Raw genomic sequence first — 23982 nt, forward strand, 5'->3', positions numbered from 1 at the left:
TACAGATCTGAGGTTAAGTAATTCTATCTTTCAATTCAGTCGGTGGCTTTTATACAGCCATCGACTCATTGCTTTTAAATTTAAAAACCGTTTACGTTACCAAATTGTAAACCACATCAAATTAGACCACTTGCTACATTTCTTTAGTAACTTCACCTAAAGGCCTTAAATTACTTGATTAAGTTGCAAGCGCTCTTCTTACTTGAAAAATAATCATTAACATTTTATTTGCATTCAACCCAATAGTACCCATAATCTAAACTCGATTAAAAAAACAACAAGGACATCCGTTGTGAAGAGACTCAGCAAGTTAACGACCAGTTTAGCCATTGCATTTTCCAGCGTATTTACAGTACATGCTATAGCTGAGGCACTGCCATTTATTGATCAACAGTTTGGCTGTTGATCGGTGACGACCCAAGTTGTAAGTAACCTGAACTTTGCTTCAGAGACTTACCAAAGATAAGGCGAACCTGAGCGTCAATAGCTGGTCTATTGCAAGTAAATTCAACGCCCTTAGCGTTGAAAGTTGCCGCTGGAGATAGATTTAATATCCGTGGTTCAGGTTACGCAATATTTATCCGGGGGAGTACGCTCCTCTATTATCACACCCCAAGTAAAACCGACTGAAAAATAAGGAAAGATCATGTCTAAAATCACTAAACTTATCGCCGCTGCTAGCTTGAGTTTTATCGCCACAGCGTCACTTGCTGTTGTTGCAGCAACCCCTTGCTCGAGCAACTGTAGTGCGTGGGCAAAACAACAACAACTGTCATTTTGTGCCCGAGTGGGTGGTGGCTCGGCTTGTGCATCAAGCCAAGGTCTATACAATCATCTGCTACAACAGTGTAAAAAAGGCCAGTGCCAAGGCGTTTAAAGCAACACCTCTTAATAGTCACTGAGGCGTACGAGAGTACGCCTTACTTTGCTGAACTTAACCGGTTTATATCTGACTGGGGTGTGAGGCTTTGAGTAAATAATAAGGTTTGGCTTGGCGCATCATAAACAAAAGGCGCTGATTTACTAAAACTTGCTTTAGGCAAACGCAGCAGCTTTTTATCGTCGCCTGTAGTTAAGTTAAATGCATGAATATAGTTAAAATCACTCCCTAAATGCTTATAAAATACGCTTTCTTGATTAGCGTACCATGCATAACGTGTGTTGAACTTGGTTTGTGCGAGTAGCAGTTCGACATTGCTACCTTGTTGACGCCACAGCCCCTTATTATTAACGAACAATAACACTTCATCTGAAATAAATTGCCCGTAACGTGCTGGCTTTTGCGTTAATTGAGATAAATGTAATGTGTCGGGGTGCAACTTAAATAACTTAAAGCCTTTTTCGGTCTTCTGGCGAATTACGATGTCTTGTCCATTACCATGCCAAAACGGTCTGCCAATTTTACCAAAGCGCAAATCCAGTCTTTTTAATTGCTTTGAGGCGTAATCAAACACGTAGAGTTTGTCGTTACCATCGGACTCATCTGAGCTCACCACTAATAGTTTTTCGCCCTGCATTGACCACATGGGGTATCGTAAGTTTCTTTGCAACTGGGTGATTTGCTCACGATTGCTGCCATCCAGATCAGCGAGCCACAACTCATATTGACCTGACTCATTAGAGAGAAATGCCAGCTTCTGATGCTGATGTGAGAAAGTGGGATACTGGTTTGAGTAATGCGATTCAATCACAGGCGACGGCATTGAGATAACGTCACTTTGGGTTGTAAAACTGGCAATGAAATAGTTTTCGCGACGCTTTTGATAATAAAGATTACCTTCATCATCAAACTGCGGATAACTGAATCCCCGCGGTGATAGTTTTGTCTGCGACTTAGCTTCGAGATCCATAATGTAACCACGACGTTTATCTGCAGTTTGTGCGCCATAAACTAAGTACTGGCCACTGGGGTGAAAGCTCATACCAACGATATCAGCATGACTTGAATCCAGCACCTGAAACTGCTTTTTGCCAAGATGATACAGGCTCAAGCGCTCTTCGGAGGTACTCTTTCGCTGCGTAATTGCCAAGTATTGTCCATCAGGTGAGAAGGCCATATCTCGGTCTCGCAGTTCACACCCTACATCACAGCTCAAGCGTTCGGGTGAAGCATCAACTTTAGTTAAGTCGAGTAAGTAAATGCCATCTTGCGAAGCCAATGGTGCTTTGCCATTAAACGCCAACGTTTTACCATCAGGACTGATCGCTATGTAGTTATAACCAGAATCAACCGGACAAGGAGTTAAGATGACTTGCTCTAAATCAGCCAAAGACAGCCTCACTATGTCACATGACAGTGCATTTTTTTGGGCAAAATATAGATATTGCTGATCGGGACTCCAGACCGCTTTCCATGGTCTTTTATCTGAGAAGGTCAATTGCGTGATAGGTACATTTGGGTGGGTTAAATCTTTGAGGTATAACTGACTTTGCTGCCCTTGCTGCCAAATAAACGCTAACTTATCACCTTTCGGGGAAGGGCTTGGTCGCAGCTCACTGCCGGGCATTTTGGTTATCTCATCTATTTGTTCAGCAGCCTGCGATTCTGAATGAGTATTAAAATGAGACCACACTGCATAGGCTAATAAACCAAATATCAGAGTAAACATCGCCCAACCGCTCACTAACTTGTTTTTGTTTACAGTGAGTTCGCTAGCAATTTGCTCGGCTGATTGAACAAGTGGACTCGGCGCCAGTGTTAATTTATAACCTTTTTTACGGATCGTTTCGACGATATCAAGAGGGGCTTTTGGGTTTGCAAATAACTGACGTAGCTGCCATATGGTATTGGTTAATGCTTTTTCACCCACAGCCTCATTACCATGCCAAACAAGCTCAATAAGTTCGTTGCGACTCACAACTTGTGGGTAGCGGGTCACGAGCACCTGCAGCAACTCCATTACTTTAGGTTGAGCCGCCACTTTCTCATCATTGAGCACCACCATATGCTCATCAACGAACACTTGATATGACCCTAATTGGAAAGCTTTTTCACACTGCATTTACCTGACTCACCCGAACTACTTGTTTCGCTTTTGGCTAATTTATTCATGTTTATTCAGTTATTTTGAATATCTTCATCTTACCTTATTTCTGCTAAACAGGGAGTGCAAATTACGATTTAAATACTTTAAATAAACTTATCTATAAAAACCTAACAACATGAATAGTAATAAAAAGATATAAAAAAGAGCTAAATAGGATATTCCCAAGGTTGAGCTAAGCGCACTATTTATCAAGTCTCGAGATTCCTTGCCAGTGCAAGGAAAACAAACATAACGCTAACAAACTGACATCACTTTATTGAGTTAACTCATCAAAACGGGAATAACCATGAACAAGAAGCAACTTTGCGTTGCCGTGCAAGCCGCCCTATTTGGTGCCGTATTCAGCACCCATGCACAGCAAAATGATTTAGAAGCCGTAAAAGTAAAACAAACCCAAACGACAATAGAACAAGAAGAAGAGAAAGTTGAGAAAATTGTCGTTACTGGCTCACGTATTAAACGAGATAGTTTTAGTGTCGCCACACCACTAGTGACTATGAATAAAGATGCAATTTCAGATACTGGCTTAGGCTCACTGTCTGAAATTCTCGTCGATAATATTCCTTCAATTAATGCCTCTATAAGTAACACCACCAGCCAATCGAGTGTAGCGTCGACGGGTATCTCGTCTATCAGCCTGCGTGGCTTAGGCTCTGACAGAACGCTTACCTTAATTGACGGGCGCCGTGTTGTGTCAAATAGCTACAGTGGTAACGTGGTCAGCTTAAGTACTATTCCTAGTGGTATGGTACAACGCATTGAAGTGATCAGTGGTGGTGCGTCGGCAACTTATGGTGCTGACGCAGTTGCTGGGGTGGTAAACATCATCACTCAAACTGACAAAGAAGGCGCGACATTTAAAGCGCGTACCGGTGAGTCATTTGAAGGGGGTGGTAAAGAATTTACCCTAGATTTTGACTTTGGTAGCACTTTTTCAGATGGCCGTGGTTATGCTTTTGTCAGTGCCAACTGGGATCGCCAATTTGGTATGAGCTTTTACGATCGTGACCGCGCTCAAATTGAAGACGCATACCGCTATAGTGAAAGCGAGATGTGTAACCAGATGCAAACGGCTGAGGGTTATCAATGTATGCGCGATATCGCCCAAGCTGATTGGGTGAGTAAGAGTGACGGTATTCCAGGTGGGGTGTTTTTAGAAAACTCGAAGAACGACAAACAATTTTGGTATGACGGTCAAACATTGCGCGATGACTGGAAAGACAACGAAGAAATTTACGGTATCAATACACGTCAATATGTGATGTTAAAAGTACCAAACGATAGCTTTTCGATTGCCGGCAAGGTTGATTATGATCTTACCGATGACATTAAGTTTTATGGTCAAGTTCAGCTGAGCATTGACGAGTCGTTCAACGATAAATCACCAGAGGACGAATACGAAGGTGCCAGCCAGACCGTATACGACCCAGATACAGGTGAACGTTTAGGCATGATCAAGCCGGGTTATATTCCCATTGATAACCCATATGTACCGCAAGCCATTTTAGACAGCGAACCGTACAAAGACCGCATTTATTGGGACCGACGTTTTAATGAAGTCGGTAATATCGCCACTGACAACACGCGTACCACGATCCGCTCTTGGGCTGGTTTGCAAGGTACTGCATTCGACGGTGAGTGGGATTGGGACATATCGGTAGGTTTTGGTAAGTTTCACCAAGAGCAGTTGCGTTACAACGAACTCGATGTGCGTAAGCTAAGCCATGCTTTAAATGCCGAAAAACTAGACGACGGCACCATCCAATGTAAAGACGAAGCCGCTCGTGCAGCAGGCTGTGTCCCTATCAACCTGTTTGGTGAGGGCTCTATCACCCCAGAAATGGCTGATTGGATCCGTGTTAATCCTGAAATCAACACTTACATTGATCAAACCAACATTGTTGGTTACATGACAGGTAAGCTATTCGAGCTACCAGCCGGTGCCGTGTCAGCAGTATTTGGTGGTGAATACCGTAAAGATAAGCAAGACTTACAAACCAGTATTGGTATGCGTGAAGGCGGCATTACCTTTAACGTTGTGCCGCAGTTCGAAGGCTCAATCGATGTCTACGAGAGCTTTGCTGAATTTGATGTGCCACTACTTAAAGATGCACCTCTAGCGAAAAGCCTTTCTCTTGAAACCTCGCTACGTTTAGCAAAATACAGCATAGATGCTGTGGGCACTGTGCCTAGCTATAAGTTAGGCATTTTATGGCAACCTATTGAAGATCTTACTATTCGTACTAACTTTGCCCGTGCGCAGCGTGCTCCAACTATCACTGAGCTAATGTCTCCTGCTCGCGGTGACTACGATAGCTTTACTGACATTTGTGAGGGACTAACGGCAACTTCGACCAATGCGGGGCATGACAAGTGTCGTCAAGATCCTGTGTTTGCGGCTTTACTTGCTGAAGACCCGGACTTTGAATTCGATCCAAGTTCAGGTAGTAAATACTCACCGAATGCGGGTAATGCTAACTTAAGAGAAGAAACCGCTGATACCTTCACTTTCGGTTTTACTATGGCACCAAGTGCCATCGAAGATCTGCAAATTGCCGTTGATTATTATGATATTGCCATTGAAGGTGCTATCTCGGTGATCTCTAATGAGCGCATCTTACAGGAGTGTTACGATTCAAGTGCTGCATTTGGTAGCAGTAACCCATTCTGTAACGAAATCAGCCGTGATGATGAAGGTAACATTACCGAAATCGTACAGCGTGAAGATAACCTAGATGAAGTCAGTAGCCGTGGTATCGATGTCGCAATCGAGTATAAATACGACTTTGAAAGCTTAGGTCGTCTATCTTTTAAAGCGGACTATAACCATATCCTTGAAAGCTCAACCACTTACCTTGGTTTAGATGGCCTAGAGACCGATGACTATGCAGGCTATGGTAGCTCAAAAGACAAATTATCAGCCTCAGTCGTTTGGCGTCTAGATGAGTGGCGCGTTCGTTATGCGATGAAATATTTAGGGTCATTTACTGATAGCCTAAGCCGTGAGCGAGAATACACCGCTGCACTAGAGCGAAATGCTGAGCGCTGTGCATCAACTGAAGAAGACAATGGTTGTATCGCTAGCCCTGAAGCGCTGGCATATCATAAATATGGTAGCTATATGCGCCACGATGTATCTGTATCATATAATACCGACTTAGCAGCTGACGTAGAGTTACGCGTGTTTGGTGGTATTAACAACCTATTGGATGACAAGGGTGACTTTATGCCGGGCGGTCGTGGTAACTTCTACAGCCGCTATGGCACAGGTATGGGTCGCTTTGGCTACTTAGGCGCAGAAATTAAGTTTTAATTTTTAGCATTAGAACAGCAGCCTTGAGCACCTCAAAGTGCGTGTGCTCAAGGCTACTTCTTTTCTAAGAAGAAAACTGAACACTCGCTAATTTGAACAGGATAAAAATAATGATAAAAAGCCGCTTTCGTATCACACTGTGTGCCTCACTGATATTTGCCTCACAAATCAGCGCTACAGAATCGACCAGCAAAGAAGTCATTTCTGACGGTCCATACATTGACGTGCACACTAGTGCTTTAACAGTCAATTGGATTTGCAATGACCAAGTTAAACGCAAGCAAGTGAACCTTGAAGGGGTCTCCCTGCCCTACGGGTTTACCGACTGTGGTTTAACCGCTAACACTTCGCAGCTAACATTTGCTGAGCAGCTGATTGAGTTCCAAGGTGTTAAACGCGTGGCGGCGCTCAGTGACTTACACGGACAGTATGATCTGATGCTCACTCTACTTAAAAATAACGGCATCATTAACGCGCAAAACCAATGGGCGTTTGGTGATGGCCATTTTGTCATAACCGGCGATATTTTTGACCGTGGCGACAAAGTAACTGAGATCCTTTGGTTTATCCACGACCTAGAAAAGCAAGCCGAGCGAGCTGGCGGTAAAATCCACCTTCTACTAGGTAACCATGAAGTCATGGTACTAAATGGCGATTTACGTTACCTAAACCCCAAATACGTTAAAGCCGAAAAGCTGCTAGAGACACCTTTCGATCAATTATTTAATCAACACACTATTTTAGGTCGTTGGTTACGAAGCAAACCTGTGCTGGTAAAAATAAACGACCATTTGTACGCCCATGGTGGTTTTCACCCTCAGCTCGCTGAAGATAAAGTTACTTTAGACACCATAAACCAAACCTTTAAATCACACCTTGTTGAAAAAGAGCTGCCGAAAAAGCGTGAAGGCTTTGCTAGTTACCTACATAAAACCCATGGACCTATTTGGTATCGCGGTTACTTTAAAGACGACGGTGCCACCGCCGAAGAACTGGATTTATTATTAAAACACTTCGATGTAAACCACATAGTTGTTGGCCACACTTCTCAGAAAAAAATAGAAACCCGCTTTAAAGGTAAAGTGATTGCCATCGACAGCAGTATTAAGCGCGGCAAATATGGTGAAGTATTATTTATTGAAAATGGTAAACATGAGCGTGGTACATTAGAAGGCGAGAGGAAGAAGCTGAAATAGTTTTGTAATCCCCATATTCAGTTGAGGCGAAGGCTACTTGAAGCAACTTCGCCCATATCACTATCTAATTCCCTTTTTCTTTCTTACCCTCAGTAACAGCATCTAGTTGCTTTTGTCTATCGTCCATTAGCTTTTGAATATTTTTAGTGTTCTTCATCAGCTCTTTGACATCTTGCGGGTTCATTGCGTTGGCTTTCAGTGATTCACTCTCAGCTGTTTGCTTGTCTTTATATAAAATTGACGTATCTTCAGCGGCCATGATGGTGACTTTACTGGGGTCAAGTTGATGAGTTTGGCTGTTGCCTTTTGGGTTTGGTTGGTCTGAGTAAATCCAGTTGCCATTTTCATCTTGCCATTTATAAATGGTTGACTGTTTTGTAGTTTGGTTCTCATCAGCGGTTGCTTGTTTGGCGTAATCTACTGCTTTGTTTAAGTGGCGTTTAGACTCGTCTAATAAGCTTTGTGTATCGTTTTCAACTTTATTGAAAATCGCATCGATAGACAGATATGGTTGACCGTCAGGACGCTTAATTACAAACAATGATGCCACACCAATCAGCATCACCATAATCATCATATATGCTTTATAACCCACGAGAACACTCCGTCGTATCGACTCTTTATGATTTTAGTTTGGTTATAAATATTATACCAATTAGTGTAATTTAGTGAGCAATTTTGAGGCTGAGAAAACTTGGCGATTGCTAGGCAAAAATTTTGTGATTTAGTTGTTCTAAATGAGAAGTTTTTAACGCCGCAAGCGTCAGTTTTAGCACCTCAAATTGCTTAAGTATTACGACTGATTGGTATCAACAGAAACTGTGGAATAAAAAAGCACAGGCTTTGAGACCTGTGCTTTTTATTTACATCAAGGCAAAATTATTAATGGCTGTATGTTTAGACTAGTTTCTAACAATTCGCCATTAAATAAAAATTTTTAAATACCGTCACCGTCAATGTGTAGACCACATTCACGATTAAGGCCGAAGAAACGTGTTTCTTCTTCTGTCATACCTGGCTCTAACTTACGGGTAGTATGCACATCGCCCATCGACACATACCCTTCGTCCCAAAGCGGGTGATAAGGCAAGTCATGCTTGGTTAAATACATATACACGTCGCGGTTGCTCCACTCGATGATCGGATACACTTTTACAGTACCTCGGCTGATCTCAAGTACTTGCTTGTCGGCACGGCTTGATGCCTGATCACGACGTAAACCACTGAACCAGGTTTTTGCACCAATTTCTTCGATAGCACGAGTCATAGGCTCCACCTTGTTTAAGGTGTTGTATTGTTTAATGCCTTCTTGACCTTGCTCCCAAAGTTTACCGTACTTAGCTTCTTGCCAAGCTGGACTCATTGGTGAACGATATACTTTTAGATTTAAGTCTAAACGCTCTGTTAAGTAATCTACAAACTGGTAGGTTTCTGGAAACAGGTAGCCAGTATCAGTTAATACCACTGGAATATCTGACTTTTCGGTTGAAACCAAGTGCAACATAACTGCCGCTTGAATACCAAAGCTTGAAGATAAAAATGCCGTATCAGGCAAGTTTTCAAGCGCCCATGCCACACGCTGTTGCGGTGTCATTGGCTCTAACAAAGCATTCGCTTCGGCAAGTAACGCTTTTTGCGCTTCGCCTTCTAACTCTAATAATTGTTTAAAATTACTCATGCTTGTTCCTAGGTTGGCAGGCCTGCCTGCCAACTCAATGATTTTTTAAGCGTGGAAGTCTGTCTTTGAGACTTTCACTTCGGCAACGATTTCCTTACGGATAGCGAAGTCACCAAAACACTCGCCTTCGTTACGCTCTTTAGCCCACTGGCCAATTAATTCGTCTAGTGCTGGTAGGTAAACGTCTTCACCTACGTTTTCTAGGTACAGCTTAGGTACGCGCGTACCTTCACGGTTACCACCTAGGTAAACGTTGTACTTACCTGGGCCTTTACCTACAAAACCAATTTCAGCCAACATCGCACGACCACAACCATTCGGACAACCAACAACACGCATAATGATGTCGTCATTCGGGATTTCGTGCTTAGCTAAAATCGCTTCTGTTTTCTCGATAAGCTCTGGTAGGTAACGCTCTGCTTCAGCCATCGCAAGTGGACACGTAGGTAACGCCACACATGCCATTGAGTTAAAGCGTTGCTCTGAGTGTGAGTCGTCAATTAAGCCGTGCTCACGTGCAATCTGCTCAATGATGTCTTTTTGATCAGCTGGTACGCCGGCAACAATTAAGTTTTGGTTCGCCGTCATGCGGAAGTCACCTTGGTGAATTTCTGCAATCTTACGACAACCGGTTTTCAGCGGTTGACCTGGGTAATCAAGAATACGACCACTTTGGATAAATAGCGTTAGATGGTGCTTACCATCAATACCTTCTACCCAACCGATGCGGTCACCACGGTGGGTGAACTCATACGGGCGGCTGTCTTCAAATTTAACGCCAGCGCGGTTTTCTACTTCTGCTTTAAATGCATCAGTACCGAAAGTATCAAGGGTATATTTCGTTTTTGCGTTCTTACGGTTAACACGGTTACCCCAGTCACGCTGCACTGATACCACGTGCTCTGCAATTTTTAGCGTGTGCTCAAGCGGGATGAAGCCTAGGTCATCCGCTTTGCGTGGGTAAGTGTTTACATCACCGTGGGTCATTGCCAGACCACCACCAACAAGCACGTTAAAACCAACCAGTTTGCCGTTATCAGCAATCGCAACAAAGTTTAAATCGTTCGCGTGAACGTCTACTTCGTTGTTTGGTGGAATAGTAACCGTTGTTTTGAACTTACGTGGTAAATAAGTAGACCCTAAAATCGGTTCTTCTGTTGTTTCAGTCTTTTCACCGTTTAACCAAATTTCAGCGTACGCTTTAGTGTGCGGTAATAGGTGCTCAGAAATTTTCGCTGCCCACTCGTATGCTTCTTGGTGTAACTCAGACTCAACTGGGTTAGTCGTACATAGTACGTTACGGTTCACGTCACCAGCAGTTGCAATTGAGTCAATGCCAACGCTGTTAAGCATTTGGTGCATTTCTTTAATGCCCGGCTTTAACACACCGTGGAACTGGAATGTTTGACGCGTTGTTAAACGAATACTGCCGTAAATGGTTTTATCGCCAGCAAACTCATCAATTGCTAACCACTGCTTAGGCGTGATAATACCGCCAGGCATACGTGCGCGAAGCATCACATTGTGCATTGGCTCAAGTTTTTGCTTAGTACGCTCTGGACGAATATCACGGTCATCCTGCTGATACATACCGTGGAAACGGATCAACTGGAAGTTATCCGCTGTGAAACCACCGGTAAGTTGGTCTTTTAAATCCGTTGTGATTGTGCCGCGTAAAAAGTTACTTTGTGTTTTAAGTCTTTCGTTATCAGCAAACTTGGCATTTGGGTCTAGCTTGCTGTTAGGTTTGTAATCTGTGCTCATGGCTTATCCTAAAATTCTACTGTGACGGTCAGTGTGGTGTACTAGCACTTGCTACTAGTACACGTCTTTTTGATAACGGTTGTTGCTGCGAAGCGCTTTTAGATAGCTTTCAGCTTGCTCGTCATCTTTGCCACCATGGGCTTTAATAATGTCGATAAGTGCTTGGTGAACGTCTTTCGCCATGCGGTTAGCGTCACCACAAATGTAGAAATGCGCACCTTTTTCTAACCATGCAAATACTTCTTCGCCCTTTTCGCGGATACGGTCTTGTACGTATACTTTTTCTGCTTGGTCGCGGCTAAATGCTAGGTCTACTTTGTTAAGTAGACCAGACTTCACATAACCTTGGATCTCAACTTGGTATAAGAAATCTTGCGTGAAGTGCGGGTTACCGAAGAATAACCAGTTTTCACCTTCAGCTTCACGTGCATCACGCTCTTGTAAGAATGCACGGAATGGTGCGATACCTGTACCTGGGCCTACCATGATAACTGGCGTGTTATCGTCACTTGGTAAGCGGAAATTGTCGTTATGCTCGCTAAATACTTTAACTTGTACGCCTTCTTCTGCACGGTGTGCAAGGTAACCAGAACAACCACCAAAGTGTTTTTCACCAAAGGCATCAAACTCTACTAAACCAACAGTTAAGTGCACTTCTTCTTCCACTTCTGCTTGGCTTGAAGCAATTGAATATAAACGTGCTTGTAATTTACGTAAGCTGTTCGCTAGGTCTTGTGCGCTAATATCGCTTGGGTTTTGCTTGATGATATCGAAGATTTGACGCGCTTCGATGTACTCACGCATCGCGGCTTTGTCTTCAACTAGCTTTAACAGCTCTGCGTTGTTAGTTGCTTGTGCGTACTTTTCAACAAAACCAGGATAAGACTGCGTCAGCTCTAGTTTTTCAATCAGTGCTGTGCGAATTGATAACGTTTCTTCACCTAATGTGATTTCAGCTGCGCCATCAATGTTTAGTAGTGCTAGTGTTTCATCTACTAGTGCTTCGTCATTTAAGAAGTACACACCTAAAGAGTCACCCGGAAGATACTTGATATCAGAGCCTTCTAGTGAAATCTCGATGTGGCGAACATCTTTAGTTGAGTCGCGGCCTGTGATCTTTTGCACCACACTTAGCTCAGCCGCAAATGGGTTTTGCTTAGTGTATTGACTCTGTGCTGGTGCTGCACCGAAGCCAGCCATAGGAATTACTTGTGCTGAACCTTGTGACTGTGCTTTAAGCTCAGGCTCGAACGCATCAACCGCACCACCGATCCAAGCAGCTGCTTGGTCTTCGTAATCAACATCTAAATCAGCGCGCGCAACAACCGTTTCTGCACCTAGCGCTTTAAAGCGCTCTTCAAAATCAATTGCCGTTTGGCAGAAGAATTCGTAGCTTGAATCACCTAGGCCGATAACCGCTACTTTAACGCCATCTAGCTTAGGTGCTTTTTTCGATGCTAAGAACGCATGTAGGTTTTCAGCATCTTCTGGTGGCTCACCCTCACCATAAGTAGAAACAGCAACAGCAATAAACTTTTCTTTCTTAAGTTGAGCAGGTTTGTAGTCAGCCATGTTCACCAGCTTAACCGCCAGGCCTTTCGCCTCTGCAGCTGCTTTTAGCTGGTTAGCAACGCTTTTAGCATTACCAGTTTGCGAACCATATAGAATGGTGAGTGCAGCCGCTTCGCCTGCAGTTGGCGCTTGGCCACCCACTACACCGCTTAATGCAGCTGTATTTGCATTTGCAGCTAGGTAACCACTTACCCAAGCTTGCTGAATTGGGTTTAGCTCGGCCACTAAACCTTGTAATTTTTGCACTTGCTCTTGTGTCAGCGGGCTTGCCGCGGCACTAAGTTGACTTAACAACATGGAATCTATCCCCTAACCCTAAACCGTCTGCTTAGTTTGCTTGCTGAAATACTTCTACTCGAAGTAAGGTTTTCTAAGGCTGAAGCATACTGATTTGCGTTACCAAGGATAAAGAATTAGATCTGCTTTGTTATTCCATTTGGTTATCAAAGAGAAAAAATACCATTAAAAACAGTTTTAAGAAAATTTTGCTCAAAAACAAAAAAACGCGATCTTGGAAACCTAAGATCGCGTTTTTTATAAAGTAGAGTATGAGTTTAGCTTTCTACAGGATAAATAGTGATTTCAATCCCCGCGCCAATCGCCGAAATTCTCAATAATGTATCGGCACTAATTGGCTGAGAAAAACACTTAGGGGCAGCGCCCGAGTTAAAGCCAATATCAAAAGTACGCTTAGAACAAGATAACCATTGCTTAAGCGCGCTTTTAGAACAAGACTCTATTAACTCACATAAATGATTAATCGCTTTGTCAGGACTTACCACATCAGCGTCGGCTTCAATACGCGCTAAATGACGATAGTCGTCTTTATCATAGTGCAGCACCATAGCCTTCTTCTTTAAATCGTCTACCAAGGCACTAATATCCTGTTTTGATTCAAGCTCTAGGTCTACATTTAAGAATTGGATTTCTGACATTATGACTGTTCTCTTTTTAAGCTATATTTTTAAGGTGTAACAAAGCGATACTCAATATAGACAAGTGTAACTAACTCACCGAGTGGTTGCTACCGCTAACGCATTTTAAAACTGCACAAATATTGTTCTTATCTACTAAACAAGATTTAATACGACTTTAAGGCTGAGACAATTTGTCGCAGTGACAGAAAAACCTTTTTAGGTACACTGTTCTCTCTTCTCATTTGCTTGGATAAGAATAATGATAAAAGCAGCATTTAAACCCATTCGAAAAATACACAAGTGGCTTGGCTACCTACTCGCTATTCAAATATTCGCGTGGTTATTAGGTGGGTTTGTTATGAGCGCCATTCCACTAGAAAAAGTACATGGCAAACACTTAGCTCACCGTCAGCTCGATAATCCATTTAAGCGAGCCGATTACTCTGCAGATTTGAATCTTATTACAAAAAGCCAAGATATACTCTCAAACATTGCTTTCAAACACCTATTAGAGATACCCATCATTAAAGTGCAAGGTGATGAAACAACTTGGTTTGACGGTATCACTGGCCAACCATTAACTGCACCAAGCGAAACTTTGATCAAACAACAAGCCGACGCTCACTATTTAGGCAATGGCGAAATCAGTGCAGTTCAACTGTTAGCCAAAGGCCCAAGAGAAATCGGCTACAAAGAAAACGTCTGGGCAGTCACTTACAATGACTGGTGTAGTACAACACTCTACCTAGAGGCGCAAAGCGGACAGATCATTACAGTAAGAAGTACCATTTGGCGTATTTTTGATTTTTTCTGGATGCTACATATTATGGACTATGATGAACGCGAAGACTTTAATAACCCGTTATTGATCAGTTTTTCTGTCGTCAGTGTGTTGTTTTGCCTATCTGGCATATTTTTGCTATTCCAAGCGCCGCCTTGGCGAAAGCGCAGACACAAACCTGCTTAATTGAGCCACTTGCCCTGGTAAGCTAGGGCTTTTTTATAAAAACTATTGCAATCAACAAGATAATTTTAAAGCGTTTATTGCGATGATATAGTGCATTTTTCTGTAGTCCACTTAGGTGAGAGAAATGCGCCCGCTATTCGCGTTAATGGCTTTGCTATTGCTGAGCCTGCCAACTTTTGGCAAAGAGTTTTCAAGCTTTTCACAAGCAAAAAAGTACCTCAATAAAACCTTACCTCAAGATGCCACCACGCTTTATTGCGGTTGTAAGATCAAGCGTCAAGGCAAGAAGCTTATTCCTGATGCAAACAGTTGTGGCTATACACCAAGAAAGCCTTACACACATTCAGGCAAACCAAATAGCCGTGCGACTCGTATAGAATGGGAGCATATTGTGTCGGCCTGGGAGTTTGGCCACCAGCTAAAGTGCTGGCAAGACGGTGGCAGAAAGAACTGCAGAAAAGTCAGTGCTAAGTTTCGCAAAATGGAAGCAGACATAAACAACCTTGCCCCTGCCATTGGAGAAATAAATGGTGATAGAAGTAACTATCGTTTTGGTGTGCTGCCTAATACTGAATACAAACATGGTGAGTGCCCGGTAAAAGTTAATTTTAAACAGCGCAGGGTTGAACCACCGGACTTTGCTAAAAAGCGCATTGCCGACGCCTATTTTTATATGCAAAAAACTTATGGATTAAAAATATCTAAAAAACAACAACAATTGCTTACAACTTGGCAAAAATAGCTTATGTATTATGAGCGATTACTTAAATTATCTGGTTGTACCAATTGTGTTTACAAATGCTTGTTGGTATTTTGATAAAATCAGATTAGATAGGATTTAATTATGAAACTAAATACACTCAGCCTAAGTGTTGCAATTGCCCTTTCAGCTACTGTATTGGCTGGTTGTGGCGGTGGAAGCTCAAACAATAATACTAACCAAACGACTTCACCGAGTACCAACACAGGCAACACCTCCGATACAGTTACTGAACCAACATGGACTGCTGGTCAGTATGATTCTGCGTCAAGCTTTGTAAACCAATGTGAAACACCACGCGAAGGCACAGATCCTTTCGAAAACGCGCCATACCCTGATCAAGCAGGGACTGCAATGCATGAAAAAATGTTTCTGCGTTCATATACCCATGAAACTTACCTTTGGTATGACGAAGTTGAAGATAAAGATCCTAAACACCCTGACTTTGATAGCGATGATGAAAAAGATACGGTTGATAAATACTTCGATCATTTGAAGACAGATGCAAAAACAGCAAGTGGAGCTCTAAAAGATAAATATCACTTCTCCGAAAGCTATGAAAGCTTCAAGAAAGAGTCTGACTCAGGACTGGTTTCTGGCTATGGAATTCAATGGGCTTTCATCAACTCAGACATCCGTAATGGACCAAGGGTGCTAAAAGTTGCCTTCACACAAGACGGATCTCCAGCAAGAGCTGCAGGCTTGCTTCGTGGTGATACAATTGCAGAGGTAAATGGTGTAGATATTAATACGGGCGTCCAAGCAGATCTTGAAACATTAAACGCCGGCTTATTTCCCAAAGAGGGTACAACACATACACTTACTGTTAAACGAGAAGGAGTTGCTGAGCTCTTGAGTTTCGAGCTTAAGGCTCAAGATGTTGCTTCAACCCCAGTTCAAAATGCAAAAGTAATTGACGTTGCTGATAAAAAAGTGGGCTATGTACAATTCAACCAGTTTATTTCTGTAGGCCAACAACCGCTTATTGATGCTTTCAATCAGTTTTCTGATGCTAATATCAACGAGCTTGTGATTGATATGCGCTATAACGGAGGCGGTCTCGTTATCATGTCGGCACAACTTGGTTATATGGTTGCCGGTGAAGCGCAAACAAATGCCAGTCAGAACAATGGTGCAGATAAAAGCATAAACAATGATGCAAAAGTTTTCAGCCGTACTTTACGAAATGATAAATTAGAAGCCGCAAGCTCAGAAGAAGATTATTATACATTTGAACGCCGTCAAATTGATTGGGATGCGAGAGTTTATACTAACCAAATTCTACCTAGCGTAGATATGGATACGGTTTATATTTTAGCAAGCTCTGGGACTTGTTCTGCCAGTGAGTCATTGATCAATGGCCTTCGAGGTATTGACGTCAACGTAGTGCTGATTGGTGGGCAAACATGCGGTAAGCCTTATGGTTTTACACCAACTCCTAACTGTGGTGAGGTGTACTACACTGTTCAATTCAAAGGTGCAAATGCTAAAGAGTTTGGTGACTATGCTGAGGGCTTTAAACCAGTGCCAGCAAGTTCGATCACACAAACAACCATAGGATTAACCGATGAAGTCCCAGGTTGTAGCGTCGCAGATGACTTCTCAAAACAACTTGGAGACACTGAAGAAGGTATGTTAGCCGCAGCGTTAACACACATTGAAACGGGTGCTTGCCCAGTTGTTGCAAAAGAGTCGGCACAAAGTAGTGTCACTTTCCGACAGTCACTGCAAAACGACGGTATAAAGCTCGCTCAGCCTTTCCATCCAATGCGCAATGGCATGGTTGATATCAAAGTAAAAGAGCAGTAATGCGTCACGCATTACTCACCACACTTTTAGGTGTGTTAAGTTTGACTGGGTGTCAACACACCCAGTCAAACGAGCCTTTGCCTGCCATTATTGAGCACACCACACCAAGCATGAAGGCTGAAATTCAACAGGCCATAGAAACAATTTATGGTGGAATTTCCCCCCTACTCCCAAATAACGTATTTATGACAAGCCACCAGCTCTCTTTGCATTATGGTTTATCTTCAACGGCAATTGATATGCCTAAATCTCAGCAAACACAGTACTTTTTACTGCAAAAAAAAGCGATTGGTTGCGTATTATTCCACCCACAGTCTGAACGCTATGTGCTGCTTCAAGCAATTCCTTGTATAGCAGTCACAGAATAAACAAATATCGAACTAAATGGATTGGCTATAGTGCCGAAAGTAGAGGTAGTAATGAATAAAACATGGATTAACGTATTTGGTTTAAGTGCAGTCGCGTTGTTTTTCTCTGGCTGTCAGCATACACCCACACCACTTGGTAAATCTGAAAAGAATTATGATTGGGATAATAAAGTGCATTATGAACAAACCAAATTCAGCGACACGCATTATTTCTTAAAAATACGTTCAGATGATTATGCGCATTTCACACGACAGAGCGTATTTCTATTAAGACATTCAGAAAAACTTTGCCAAGGCATGAATGCACAATTGACCTTGCAAAAAGGTGTGCAAGACTTTGAAAGACTGCCCACTCATCCTCGAGCTTATCAACCAGACCTGCAAGCCGAAGTAAAATGTGTGCCTAAATAAAACTGAATCAACCACTAAAAGCGTGGGCTTTCATCACTGTTGCGACTGTACGAAACGTATCTACCCACGCTTGCCTCAGCTCAGGCGTCCACTGCTCGCCTAAACCGACTTTTAGCGTATAAAGTAATGCGTTGCCCACGGGCGTAAAATCTTTCGCTTCGACACCATAGTCTACGTGTCGCTCAGCCAATGCATGTAAAACAGGAACAAGCCCATCAAGATCATCGAGCCCTCTAACGGCCAACTTTAACATTGCCATCAACTTTTGCCCTTGGCTTTTAATGTCTGACTTAAATAAAGGTTTTAGGTTTGGATCGTATTGAAACAGCGTTTGATAAAAAATTTCGGCGGCTTGCTCAGCGATTGGCTCTACTTGCGCAAAACTTTGTTATACGAGTTGTTTTTATCTGGCGGTAATTGACATTAGCAATGCTCCTAGCCATGCCAACATAATTGGCACTGAATTGAGTCTCTTATTAAAACTAGACGCAACAGTGCCAGAATACCAATTTAGTCCTTATAACCCCAAGGTGCTTTTGGCGGTGTAATCGGTTTCGTTAAATCAAAGTCAACTCTGAACTCACGACCTTCACGCACTAAACGGTAAGTAAACTTGTCGTCGTAAATATACATCTGCCAAGTGTTGCCCATTGACTGAGGAATACCTTGGCTGACAAATAACTCTTTTGAATACTGATCAGCAGGGAAAGACTGTACGTTTGCAAAGCCTGCATCAACGGTATGGCCGCCATACATAGTTGACGGATCATCATCGCCATTTTCTAAACGGTGGTCGTGCTTCAAACTCAAACCACTGCCGGTTTTGGTAAGGAGCCAAGTACGAGACGCATCTTTTCCTACATGAAAAGGCACTTGCAGTTCTTTTTCACTGCAACGACGCACATGCATCACGAGTTTAGCTTCGTTAAACTTGCTCGGACCTTGATTATCTAGGATTACTTTACCTTGATACGCTTTACCACAATGCGCGGCAATTTTATCGAAAAATGCATCATGGGTTGGAATTGATACCAGTGGCGCTGGACGCGCGATGGCTGAGCCACTAACAAGTAGCGCAAGAACGGCTAGGCATTTTTTCATTATGGTTATCCTAAAAAAGAAAAACCAGAGAGTAATTAGCTCTCTGGTTGTATGCAAAAAAACGCGATTAACTTAGTTTTATTGCCAAGGTCGATCAGCGGCTAAGTTAGATTCAAACGCATCGATTTGTGCATTCAACTGCTCTGTCTCACCTATAAAATCTAAGCCACTTAATAAACGCGCTTTGATATCTGAACGTACATCAAAGTCGATGGCATCGAAATACTGACTACGGATCTGTTGATTTTCTAAATCGATTTCAACCTGAATATCTTGATGCTGCTCGGCAATCGCAAACAGGCTATCTAATGTGTATGCCGATAGCGCGATGCACAACATTTGGTTATTACCACAGTTATTAAAGAAAATATCTGCAAAACTTTGCGCCAAGATCACAGTAAACCCATACTGCTTTAAAGCCCAAGGCGCATGCTCTCGAGATGAGCCACAGCCAAAGTTATCACGCGTTAATAATACCGAAGCGCCTTGATAGCAGCCTGCGTTTAACACAAATTCAGGATTCGCACTGCCATCATCTAAATAGCGCCAATCATAAAACAACGCTTTATCAAAACCATCACGACTGGTTGAAGTTAAAAACTGCTTTGGAATAATTTGATCGGTATCGACGTTATTTTTGTCTAAAGGTGCCAATAAACCTTGATGATAAACCGCCATTACACCGCTCCTCTAATATCTGTAAAATGACCAGCTATCGCCGCTGCTGCCGCCATCGCAGGACTCACTAAATGAGTTCTACCACCGCGGCCCTGACGACCTTCAAAGTTACGGTTAGAGGTCGAAGCACAGCGCTTTTCAGCGCCCAGCTTGTCATCGTTCATTGCAAGACACATAGAGCAGCCTGGCTCACGCCATTCAAACCCTGCCGCTTTGAAAATATCTGCTAAGCCTTCTTGTTCTGCCTGCTGTTTTACTAGGCCTGAACCCGGTACTATCAAAGCTTCAACGCCAGTCGCAACCTGCTTGCCATTGACAATTTCAGCGGCCGCACGTAAATCTTCAATGCGGCTGTTGGTACAAGAACCGATAAATACGGTATCGACTTTTGCATCAGATAACTTCTGGCCGGCTTCAAGACCCATGTACTTCAGTGCTGCACGCATGGCATCAGCTTTGATTAAATCGGCTTCTTCGTCTGGGTTTGGTACTAGCTCATCAATACCAATAACTTGCTCTGGGCTTGTGCCCCAAGTCACTTGTGGTTGAATATCTTGCGCATCGAGTTCAACGACTAAATCAAACTGTGCATCCTCATCTGATTTAAGTGTCTGCCAATATTCAACGGCGGCTTTGAAATCATCCCCTTTTGGTGCAAACGGACGACCTTCTAGATAATCAAATGTCTTCTTGTCTGGCGCGATTAAGCCCGCTTTGGCGCCCATTTCGATGCTCATATTACATAGCGTCATGCGCGCTTCCATTGACAGTGCTTCGATGCCTTCGCCACAAAACTCTGCCACATAGCCCGTGCCACCAGCTGTACCTAGCTTGCCAATTACAGCTAGAATTAAATCTTTTGAGGTCACGGTTGGACGCAGCACACCATTAATTTGGATCTTCAATGATTTGGCTTTTTTCTGCTGTAGTGTTTGCGTTGCCAATACGTGCTCTACCTCAGACGTGCCAATACCATGCGCTAAGGCACCGAATGCACCGTGTGTTGAGGTATGGCTATCACCACATACAATTGTAGTCCCCGGCAAGGTGATCCCCTGTTCAGGACCCATTACGTGCACTATGCCTTGGTTAATCGAGTTTAAGTCATACAACTCAATACCAAAGTCTTTACAGTTTTGCGCAAGCGCCATTAATTGGTTTTTCGACACTTCACTTGCTGCATCTAGTGAACGACTCTTAGTTGAAACGTTATGATCCATGGTCGCAAAAGTTTTCTCAGGGCAACGTACTTTACGGTTATTCTCGCGTAGTCCCGCAAATGCCTGTGGTGATGTCACTTCATGTACTAAGTGACGATCAATATAAAGTAAGTCAGTTTGTTCATTGATTTGTGCAACCACATGAGATTGCCAAATTTTATCGTATAAGGTCTGAGCCACTTGCTACATCCTCTTATCTTGGCTGCATGACGGTGCAGCCATCAGCCAAAATTAAATACGTGAAACGATTGCTTGTGCTACGTCTTGTGTGGTGTAACCGCCTTGAGGGTAGATATCTGGCGTGCCCACACCTGCAGCAACTGCTTCTGCCACAGCCTTCTCAATGGTGCGTGCCGCTTCATCTTGCCCTAAAGAATAACGAAGCATTAAGGCCGCACTTAAAATTTGTGCAATCGGATTTGCAATACCTTTACCCGCAATATCTGGCGCTGAGCCACCTGCAGGCTCATATAAACCAAAGCCTGATTGATTTAAGCTAGCCGATGGCAGTAAGCCCATAGAGCCTGTGATCATCGCGCATTCGTCTGACAAGATATCGCCAAACAAGTTGTCGCAAAGTAACACATCAAACTGGCTTGGTTGCTTCACAAGCTGCATTGCAGCATTGTCTACATAAATATAATCAAGCGTAACTTCTGGGTAGTCTTTGCTGACTTCGGTGACAACTTCGCGCCATAGTACGCTTGATGCCAATACATTAGCTTTATCAACTGAAGTAACATGGTTACTGCGAAGTCTCGCTGCTTCGAATGCAAAGCGCGCGATGCGCTCAATTTCAGCACGAGAATAACGTTGCGTGTCGAATGCAGCTTCACTCGTACCCTCGCCTTCACGGCCTTTTTCACCAAAATAAATACCGCCTGTTAACTCACGCACACATAAAATATCGAAGCCTTGCGCACTGATATCCGCTCGCAGAGGAGACGCGGTGCTCAGTGCGGGTAATAGCTGTGCTGGGCGCAAGTTACAGAACAACCCAAAGTGCTTACGAAGTGGCAGTAAAGAAGCCCGCTCTGGCTGTTCATTCGGTGGTAAATGCTCCCACTTAGGGCCGCCTACTGAGCCAAATAAAATGGCATCCGCTTTTTCACATGCCGCTAAAGTAGAGTCCGGAAGCGCCGCACCAAATTCATCAATGGCAGCACCACCAATGGCATGGTGCTCACGTTGTAGCGTAAAACTAAACTTCACGCTAACCGCATCTAATACTTGCTCGGCGGCAGACATGACTTCAGGGCCGATGCCATCTCCAGCTAAAACGGCGACTTGGTAACTTTGTTGGCTCATCCTGCTTTCCTTTGTTGTTTTAAATCAGACACTTTTTGTGCTCTGTCAATTAAGTTATATACGCGGATCATGGCGCGTACTGAGGCTTCTACGATGTCGGCAGCAAGGCCAGCGCCGTGATATTGGCGACCATCGTATTTAGCAATAATATTTACCTGACCAAGTGAGCTTGCACCTTGGCCTGTGGCATCTAAGTTGTATTCAATCACTTCAACCGCCATGCCCGTAATGCGTTCAATGGCTTTGAATGAGGCTTCGACCGGACCATTTCCTGTGGCAGCTTCTTGCTTTGATTGCCCACCTACTGTCATGCCAATAGTCGAACTGGCGACTGATTGAGAGTTTGACGCTGAGTTTACAAACTCAAGTTGGTAAGTTTCGTCTTTATCACTGATCTGATTAAAGTAGATCATGGCTTCTAGGTCATAGTCATAGACTGTGCCTTTTTGGTCTGCTAGCGCTAAGAAGCTGTCATATAAGCTATCCATATCATAGTCAGACTTTTGATAGCCTAATTCTTCTAAGCGATGCTCAATCACATGGCGACCTGAACGCGAGGTCATATTTAATTGGTTGTTTGGTACACCCACGGTTTCTGGAGCCATGATCTCGTAGGTGTTTTGTGCTTTTAACACGCCATCTTGGTGAATGCCTGAGCTGTGAGCAAAGGCGTTTTCACCCACAATAGCCTTATTCGGCTGCACAGGCATATTACAAATGGTTTCAACTTGGCGCGACGCACGGTAAATCTCTTCGCTGCGAATATCGGTGTAAACACCTAAATGGTCGTGACGCATCTTCATGATCATCGCCACTTCTTCTAACGAACAGTTACCCGCTCGCTCCCCGATACCATTAATCGTGCATTCGATTTGTCGGGCACCGGCTTGTACTGCAGCAATCGAGTTTGCTACCGCCAAACCTAAGTCGTTATGACAATGAACACTTAAACGCGCTTGATCGATATTTGGCACGTTATTCATTAAATGGTGGATCATCGCCGCATACTCATCAGGCGTCACATAGCCCACGGTATCTGGTAAGTTGATGGTTGAAGCGCCTGCTTTAATCGCTTGCTCGACAATACGACATAAATCCCAATGCGGAGTACGGCCTGCATCTTCACACGAAAACTCCACATCATCGGTGTAATTTCGGGCTAGTTTGATTGATTTCACCGCCATCGCAGTCGCATCATCTAGGCTCATGCGTAACTTGTGTTCAAGGTGTAAAGGGCTGGTTGCAATAAAGGTATGAATACGGCTTTGCTCTGCTGAACGTAATGCTTCACCGCAAGCTTCAATGTCTTTTGCCACAGCGCGGGCTAAACCACAAATCGTAGGGCCTTTAATTTCAGTGGCGATGCGCTGTACTGCCCGAAAATCTGCAGGGCTTGAAACCGGGAAACCGACTTCCATGACATCCACATTAAGGCGGCTAATGGCATGTGCAAGCTGTACTTTATCATCTTCAGTTAAGCTAGCTTTTAGCGCCTGCTCACCGTCTCTTAATGTTGTATCAAAAATCCAAACCTTATCATTCATACCTTAGCTCCTCACCCCTTTGTATCGCCCTTTGAACACCATCGCTATAAGCAAATAGTTTTAGTCAGTCTTTAGATAACAGTGCAAAAACAAAAAACCCCGCAATGTGCGGGGTTTTCGTTATGCTGCATTTCACACGCACACCGCCCCGCACCGATACTTGATCAGTAAGAGGTTTAATAGCAGTGACAATAGTGTGAACTTTTTCATTTCTTTATCTGCATGTTTTTGTATTTATGCTGTAACTGATGCGATTTTTAACATGCCACAACACCAGAGATCAAGCATAAACAATTCAACAAAACAACAAAAACAGAATTAATAAAGAA

General features: G+C 43.4%; 20 protein-coding genes. 8 read left to right on the plus strand and 12 right to left on the minus strand.

Annotated elements, in window-relative coordinates:
- The first annotated feature begins 646 nt into the window (after window positions 1–646).
- On the plus strand, window positions 647–877 hold the full coding sequence (locus tag CWB72_RS18075; RefSeq protein WP_130257036.1) for a hypothetical protein: 231 nt from the start codon (window positions 647–649) through the stop codon (window positions 875–877).
- 43 nt (window positions 878–920) lie between these two features.
- On the opposite strand, the gene CWB72_RS18080 is transcribed toward CWB72_RS18075, so the two are convergent.
- On the minus strand, window positions 921–3002 hold the full coding sequence (locus CWB72_RS18080) for a winged helix-turn-helix domain-containing protein (protein WP_138634348.1): 2082 nt from the start codon (window positions 3000–3002) through the stop codon (window positions 921–923).
- 331 nt (window positions 3003–3333) lie between these two features.
- Here CWB72_RS18080 and CWB72_RS18085 point away from each other — a divergent pair, with 331 nt between their 5' ends.
- Window positions 3334–6360 (plus strand): TonB-dependent receptor plug domain-containing protein, encoded by a 3027-nt coding sequence (locus tag CWB72_RS18085; RefSeq protein WP_138634351.1) that lies wholly within the window; start codon window positions 3334–3336, stop codon window positions 6358–6360.
- A gap of 110 nt (window positions 6361–6470) precedes the next feature.
- Entirely contained in the window at window positions 6471–7556 is a 1086-nt protein-coding gene (locus CWB72_RS18090) for a metallophosphoesterase (RefSeq protein ID WP_138634354.1), read from the plus strand.
- Window positions 7557–7620: 64 nt separating this feature from the next.
- Here CWB72_RS18090 and CWB72_RS18095 read toward each other — a convergent pair whose 3' ends face one another.
- From CWB72_RS18095 to CWB72_RS18115, 5 genes are all read right to left on the minus strand, one after another.
- A complete protein-coding gene (locus tag CWB72_RS18095; protein ID WP_252371592.1) occupies window positions 7621–8151 on the minus strand; it encodes a DUF4124 domain-containing protein in 531 nt (176 codons plus the stop codon).
- A gap of 342 nt (window positions 8152–8493) precedes the next feature.
- Entirely contained in the window at window positions 8494–9234 is a 741-nt protein-coding gene (locus CWB72_RS18100; protein WP_058028427.1) for a phosphoadenylyl-sulfate reductase, read from the minus strand.
- A 45-nt stretch (window positions 9235–9279) separates the two neighbouring features.
- The gene (cysI, locus tag CWB72_RS18105) at window positions 9280–10998 is read right to left on the minus strand and encodes an assimilatory sulfite reductase (NADPH) hemoprotein subunit (protein WP_138634357.1); all 1719 of its coding nucleotides are present in this window, start codon (window positions 10996–10998) and stop codon (window positions 9280–9282) included.
- A 54-nt stretch (window positions 10999–11052) separates the two neighbouring features.
- Window positions 11053–12867 (minus strand): assimilatory sulfite reductase (NADPH) flavoprotein subunit, encoded by a 1815-nt coding sequence (locus tag CWB72_RS18110; RefSeq protein WP_138634360.1) that lies wholly within the window; start codon window positions 12865–12867, stop codon window positions 11053–11055.
- Between the two features lie 257 nt (window positions 12868–13124).
- Window positions 13125–13505: a hypothetical protein gene (locus CWB72_RS18115; protein ID WP_138634363.1), complete on the minus strand. Its 381-nt coding sequence runs from the start codon at window positions 13503–13505 to the stop codon at window positions 13125–13127.
- 241 nt (window positions 13506–13746) lie between these two features.
- Here CWB72_RS18115 and CWB72_RS18120 point away from each other — a divergent pair, with 241 nt between their 5' ends.
- The 5 genes from CWB72_RS18120 (at window position 13747) to CWB72_RS18140 (ending at window position 17802) form a co-directional block, all read left to right on the plus strand.
- Window positions 13747–14454, plus strand: a complete 708-nt coding sequence (locus CWB72_RS18120; protein ID WP_138565887.1) for a hypothetical protein — start codon at window positions 13747–13749, stop codon at window positions 14452–14454.
- A gap of 124 nt (window positions 14455–14578) precedes the next feature.
- The gene (locus CWB72_RS18125) at window positions 14579–15196 is read left to right on the plus strand and encodes an endonuclease (RefSeq protein WP_138565889.1); all 618 of its coding nucleotides are present in this window, start codon (window positions 14579–14581) and stop codon (window positions 15194–15196) included.
- 102 nt (window positions 15197–15298) lie between these two features.
- The gene (locus tag CWB72_RS18130) at window positions 15299–17023 is read left to right on the plus strand and encodes a S41 family peptidase (RefSeq protein WP_138634366.1); all 1725 of its coding nucleotides are present in this window, start codon (window positions 15299–15301) and stop codon (window positions 17021–17023) included.
- Window positions 17023–17391: a hypothetical protein gene (locus tag CWB72_RS18135; RefSeq protein ID WP_138634369.1), complete on the plus strand. Its 369-nt coding sequence runs from the start codon at window positions 17023–17025 to the stop codon at window positions 17389–17391. Before CWB72_RS18130 ends, CWB72_RS18135 begins: the two co-directional genes overlap by 1 nt.
- Before the next feature lie 51 nt (window positions 17392–17442).
- Window positions 17443–17802 carry a hypothetical protein gene (locus CWB72_RS18140; RefSeq protein WP_130256009.1) on the plus strand — a complete coding sequence of 120 codons (360 nt, stop codon included), beginning with the start codon at window positions 17443–17445 and terminating at the stop codon, window positions 17800–17802.
- A gap of 7 nt (window positions 17803–17809) precedes the next feature.
- Here CWB72_RS18140 and CWB72_RS18145 read toward each other — a convergent pair whose 3' ends face one another.
- The 6 genes from CWB72_RS18145 to leuA form a co-directional block, all read right to left on the minus strand.
- Window positions 17810–18166 carry a globin family protein gene (locus CWB72_RS18145; RefSeq protein ID WP_252371593.1) on the minus strand — a complete coding sequence of 119 codons (357 nt, stop codon included), beginning with the start codon at window positions 18164–18166 and terminating at the stop codon, window positions 17810–17812.
- A gap of 146 nt (window positions 18167–18312) precedes the next feature.
- Entirely contained in the window at window positions 18313–18903 is a 591-nt protein-coding gene (locus tag CWB72_RS18150) for a hypothetical protein (protein WP_138634372.1), read from the minus strand.
- A 78-nt stretch (window positions 18904–18981) separates the two neighbouring features.
- The gene (gene leuD / locus CWB72_RS18155; protein WP_138634375.1) at window positions 18982–19581 is read right to left on the minus strand and encodes a 3-isopropylmalate dehydratase small subunit; all 600 of its coding nucleotides are present in this window, start codon (window positions 19579–19581) and stop codon (window positions 18982–18984) included.
- The gene (gene leuC, locus CWB72_RS18160) at window positions 19581–20981 is read right to left on the minus strand and encodes a 3-isopropylmalate dehydratase large subunit (protein ID WP_138634378.1); all 1401 of its coding nucleotides are present in this window, start codon (window positions 20979–20981) and stop codon (window positions 19581–19583) included. The genes leuD and leuC overlap by 1 nt, the downstream gene beginning before the upstream one ends.
- A 51-nt stretch (window positions 20982–21032) precedes the next feature.
- Entirely contained in the window at window positions 21033–22109 is a 1077-nt protein-coding gene (leuB, locus tag CWB72_RS18165; RefSeq protein WP_138634381.1) for a 3-isopropylmalate dehydrogenase, read from the minus strand.
- Window positions 22106–23653, minus strand: coding sequence for a 2-isopropylmalate synthase (leuA, locus tag CWB72_RS18170; protein ID WP_138634383.1), 1548 nt, complete (start codon window positions 23651–23653; stop codon window positions 22106–22108). Before leuA ends, leuB begins: the two co-directional genes overlap by 4 nt.
- Window positions 23654–23982: the final 329 nt, after the last annotated feature.

The sequence above is a fragment of the Pseudoalteromonas phenolica genome (assembly GCF_005886345.1).
In the GTDB taxonomy this organism is placed as follows: domain Bacteria; phylum Pseudomonadota; class Gammaproteobacteria; order Enterobacterales; family Alteromonadaceae; genus Pseudoalteromonas; species Pseudoalteromonas phenolica_A.

Bases quoted from the DNA above. Each gene is read 5' to 3' on its own strand.
- CWB72_RS18120 (WP_138565887.1), top strand. From the start codon at position 13,747: ATGATAAAAGCAGCATTTAAACCCATTCGAAAAATACACAAGTGGCTT.
- CWB72_RS18080 (WP_138634348.1), bottom strand. From the start codon at position 3,002: ATGCAGTGTGAAAAAGCTTTCCAATTAGGGTCATATCAAGTGTTCGTT.
- CWB72_RS18115 (WP_138634363.1), bottom strand. From the start codon at position 13,505: ATGTCAGAAATCCAATTCTTAAATGTAGACCTAGAGCTTGAATCAAAA.
- CWB72_RS18150 (WP_138634372.1), bottom strand. From the start codon at position 18,903: ATGAAAAAATGCCTAGCCGTTCTTGCGCTACTTGTTAGTGGCTCAGCC.
- cysI (WP_138634357.1), bottom strand. From the start codon at position 10,998: ATGAGCACAGATTACAAACCTAACAGCAAGCTAGACCCAAATGCCAAG.
- CWB72_RS18110 (WP_138634360.1), bottom strand. From the start codon at position 12,867: ATGTTGTTAAGTCAACTTAGTGCCGCGGCAAGCCCGCTGACACAAGAG.
- CWB72_RS18140 (WP_130256009.1), top strand. From the start codon at position 17,443: ATGAATAAAACATGGATTAACGTATTTGGTTTAAGTGCAGTCGCGTTG.
- leuD (WP_138634375.1), bottom strand. From the start codon at position 19,581: ATGGCGGTTTATCATCAAGGTTTATTGGCACCTTTAGACAAAAATAAC.
- leuB (WP_138634381.1), bottom strand. From the start codon at position 22,109: ATGAGCCAACAAAGTTACCAAGTCGCCGTTTTAGCTGGAGATGGCATC.
- CWB72_RS18100 (WP_058028427.1), bottom strand. From the start codon at position 9,234: ATGAGTAATTTTAAACAATTATTAGAGTTAGAAGGCGAAGCGCAAAAA.
- CWB72_RS18090 (WP_138634354.1), top strand. From the start codon at position 6,471: ATGATAAAAAGCCGCTTTCGTATCACACTGTGTGCCTCACTGATATTT.
- CWB72_RS18130 (WP_138634366.1), top strand. From the start codon at position 15,299: ATGAAACTAAATACACTCAGCCTAAGTGTTGCAATTGCCCTTTCAGCT.
- leuA (WP_138634383.1), bottom strand. From the start codon at position 23,653: ATGAATGATAAGGTTTGGATTTTTGATACAACATTAAGAGACGGTGAG.
- CWB72_RS18075 (WP_130257036.1), top strand. From the start codon at position 647: ATGTCTAAAATCACTAAACTTATCGCCGCTGCTAGCTTGAGTTTTATC.
- CWB72_RS18125 (WP_138565889.1), top strand. From the start codon at position 14,579: ATGCGCCCGCTATTCGCGTTAATGGCTTTGCTATTGCTGAGCCTGCCA.
- CWB72_RS18135 (WP_138634369.1), top strand. From the start codon at position 17,023: ATGCGTCACGCATTACTCACCACACTTTTAGGTGTGTTAAGTTTGACT.
- CWB72_RS18085 (WP_138634351.1), top strand. From the start codon at position 3,334: ATGAACAAGAAGCAACTTTGCGTTGCCGTGCAAGCCGCCCTATTTGGT.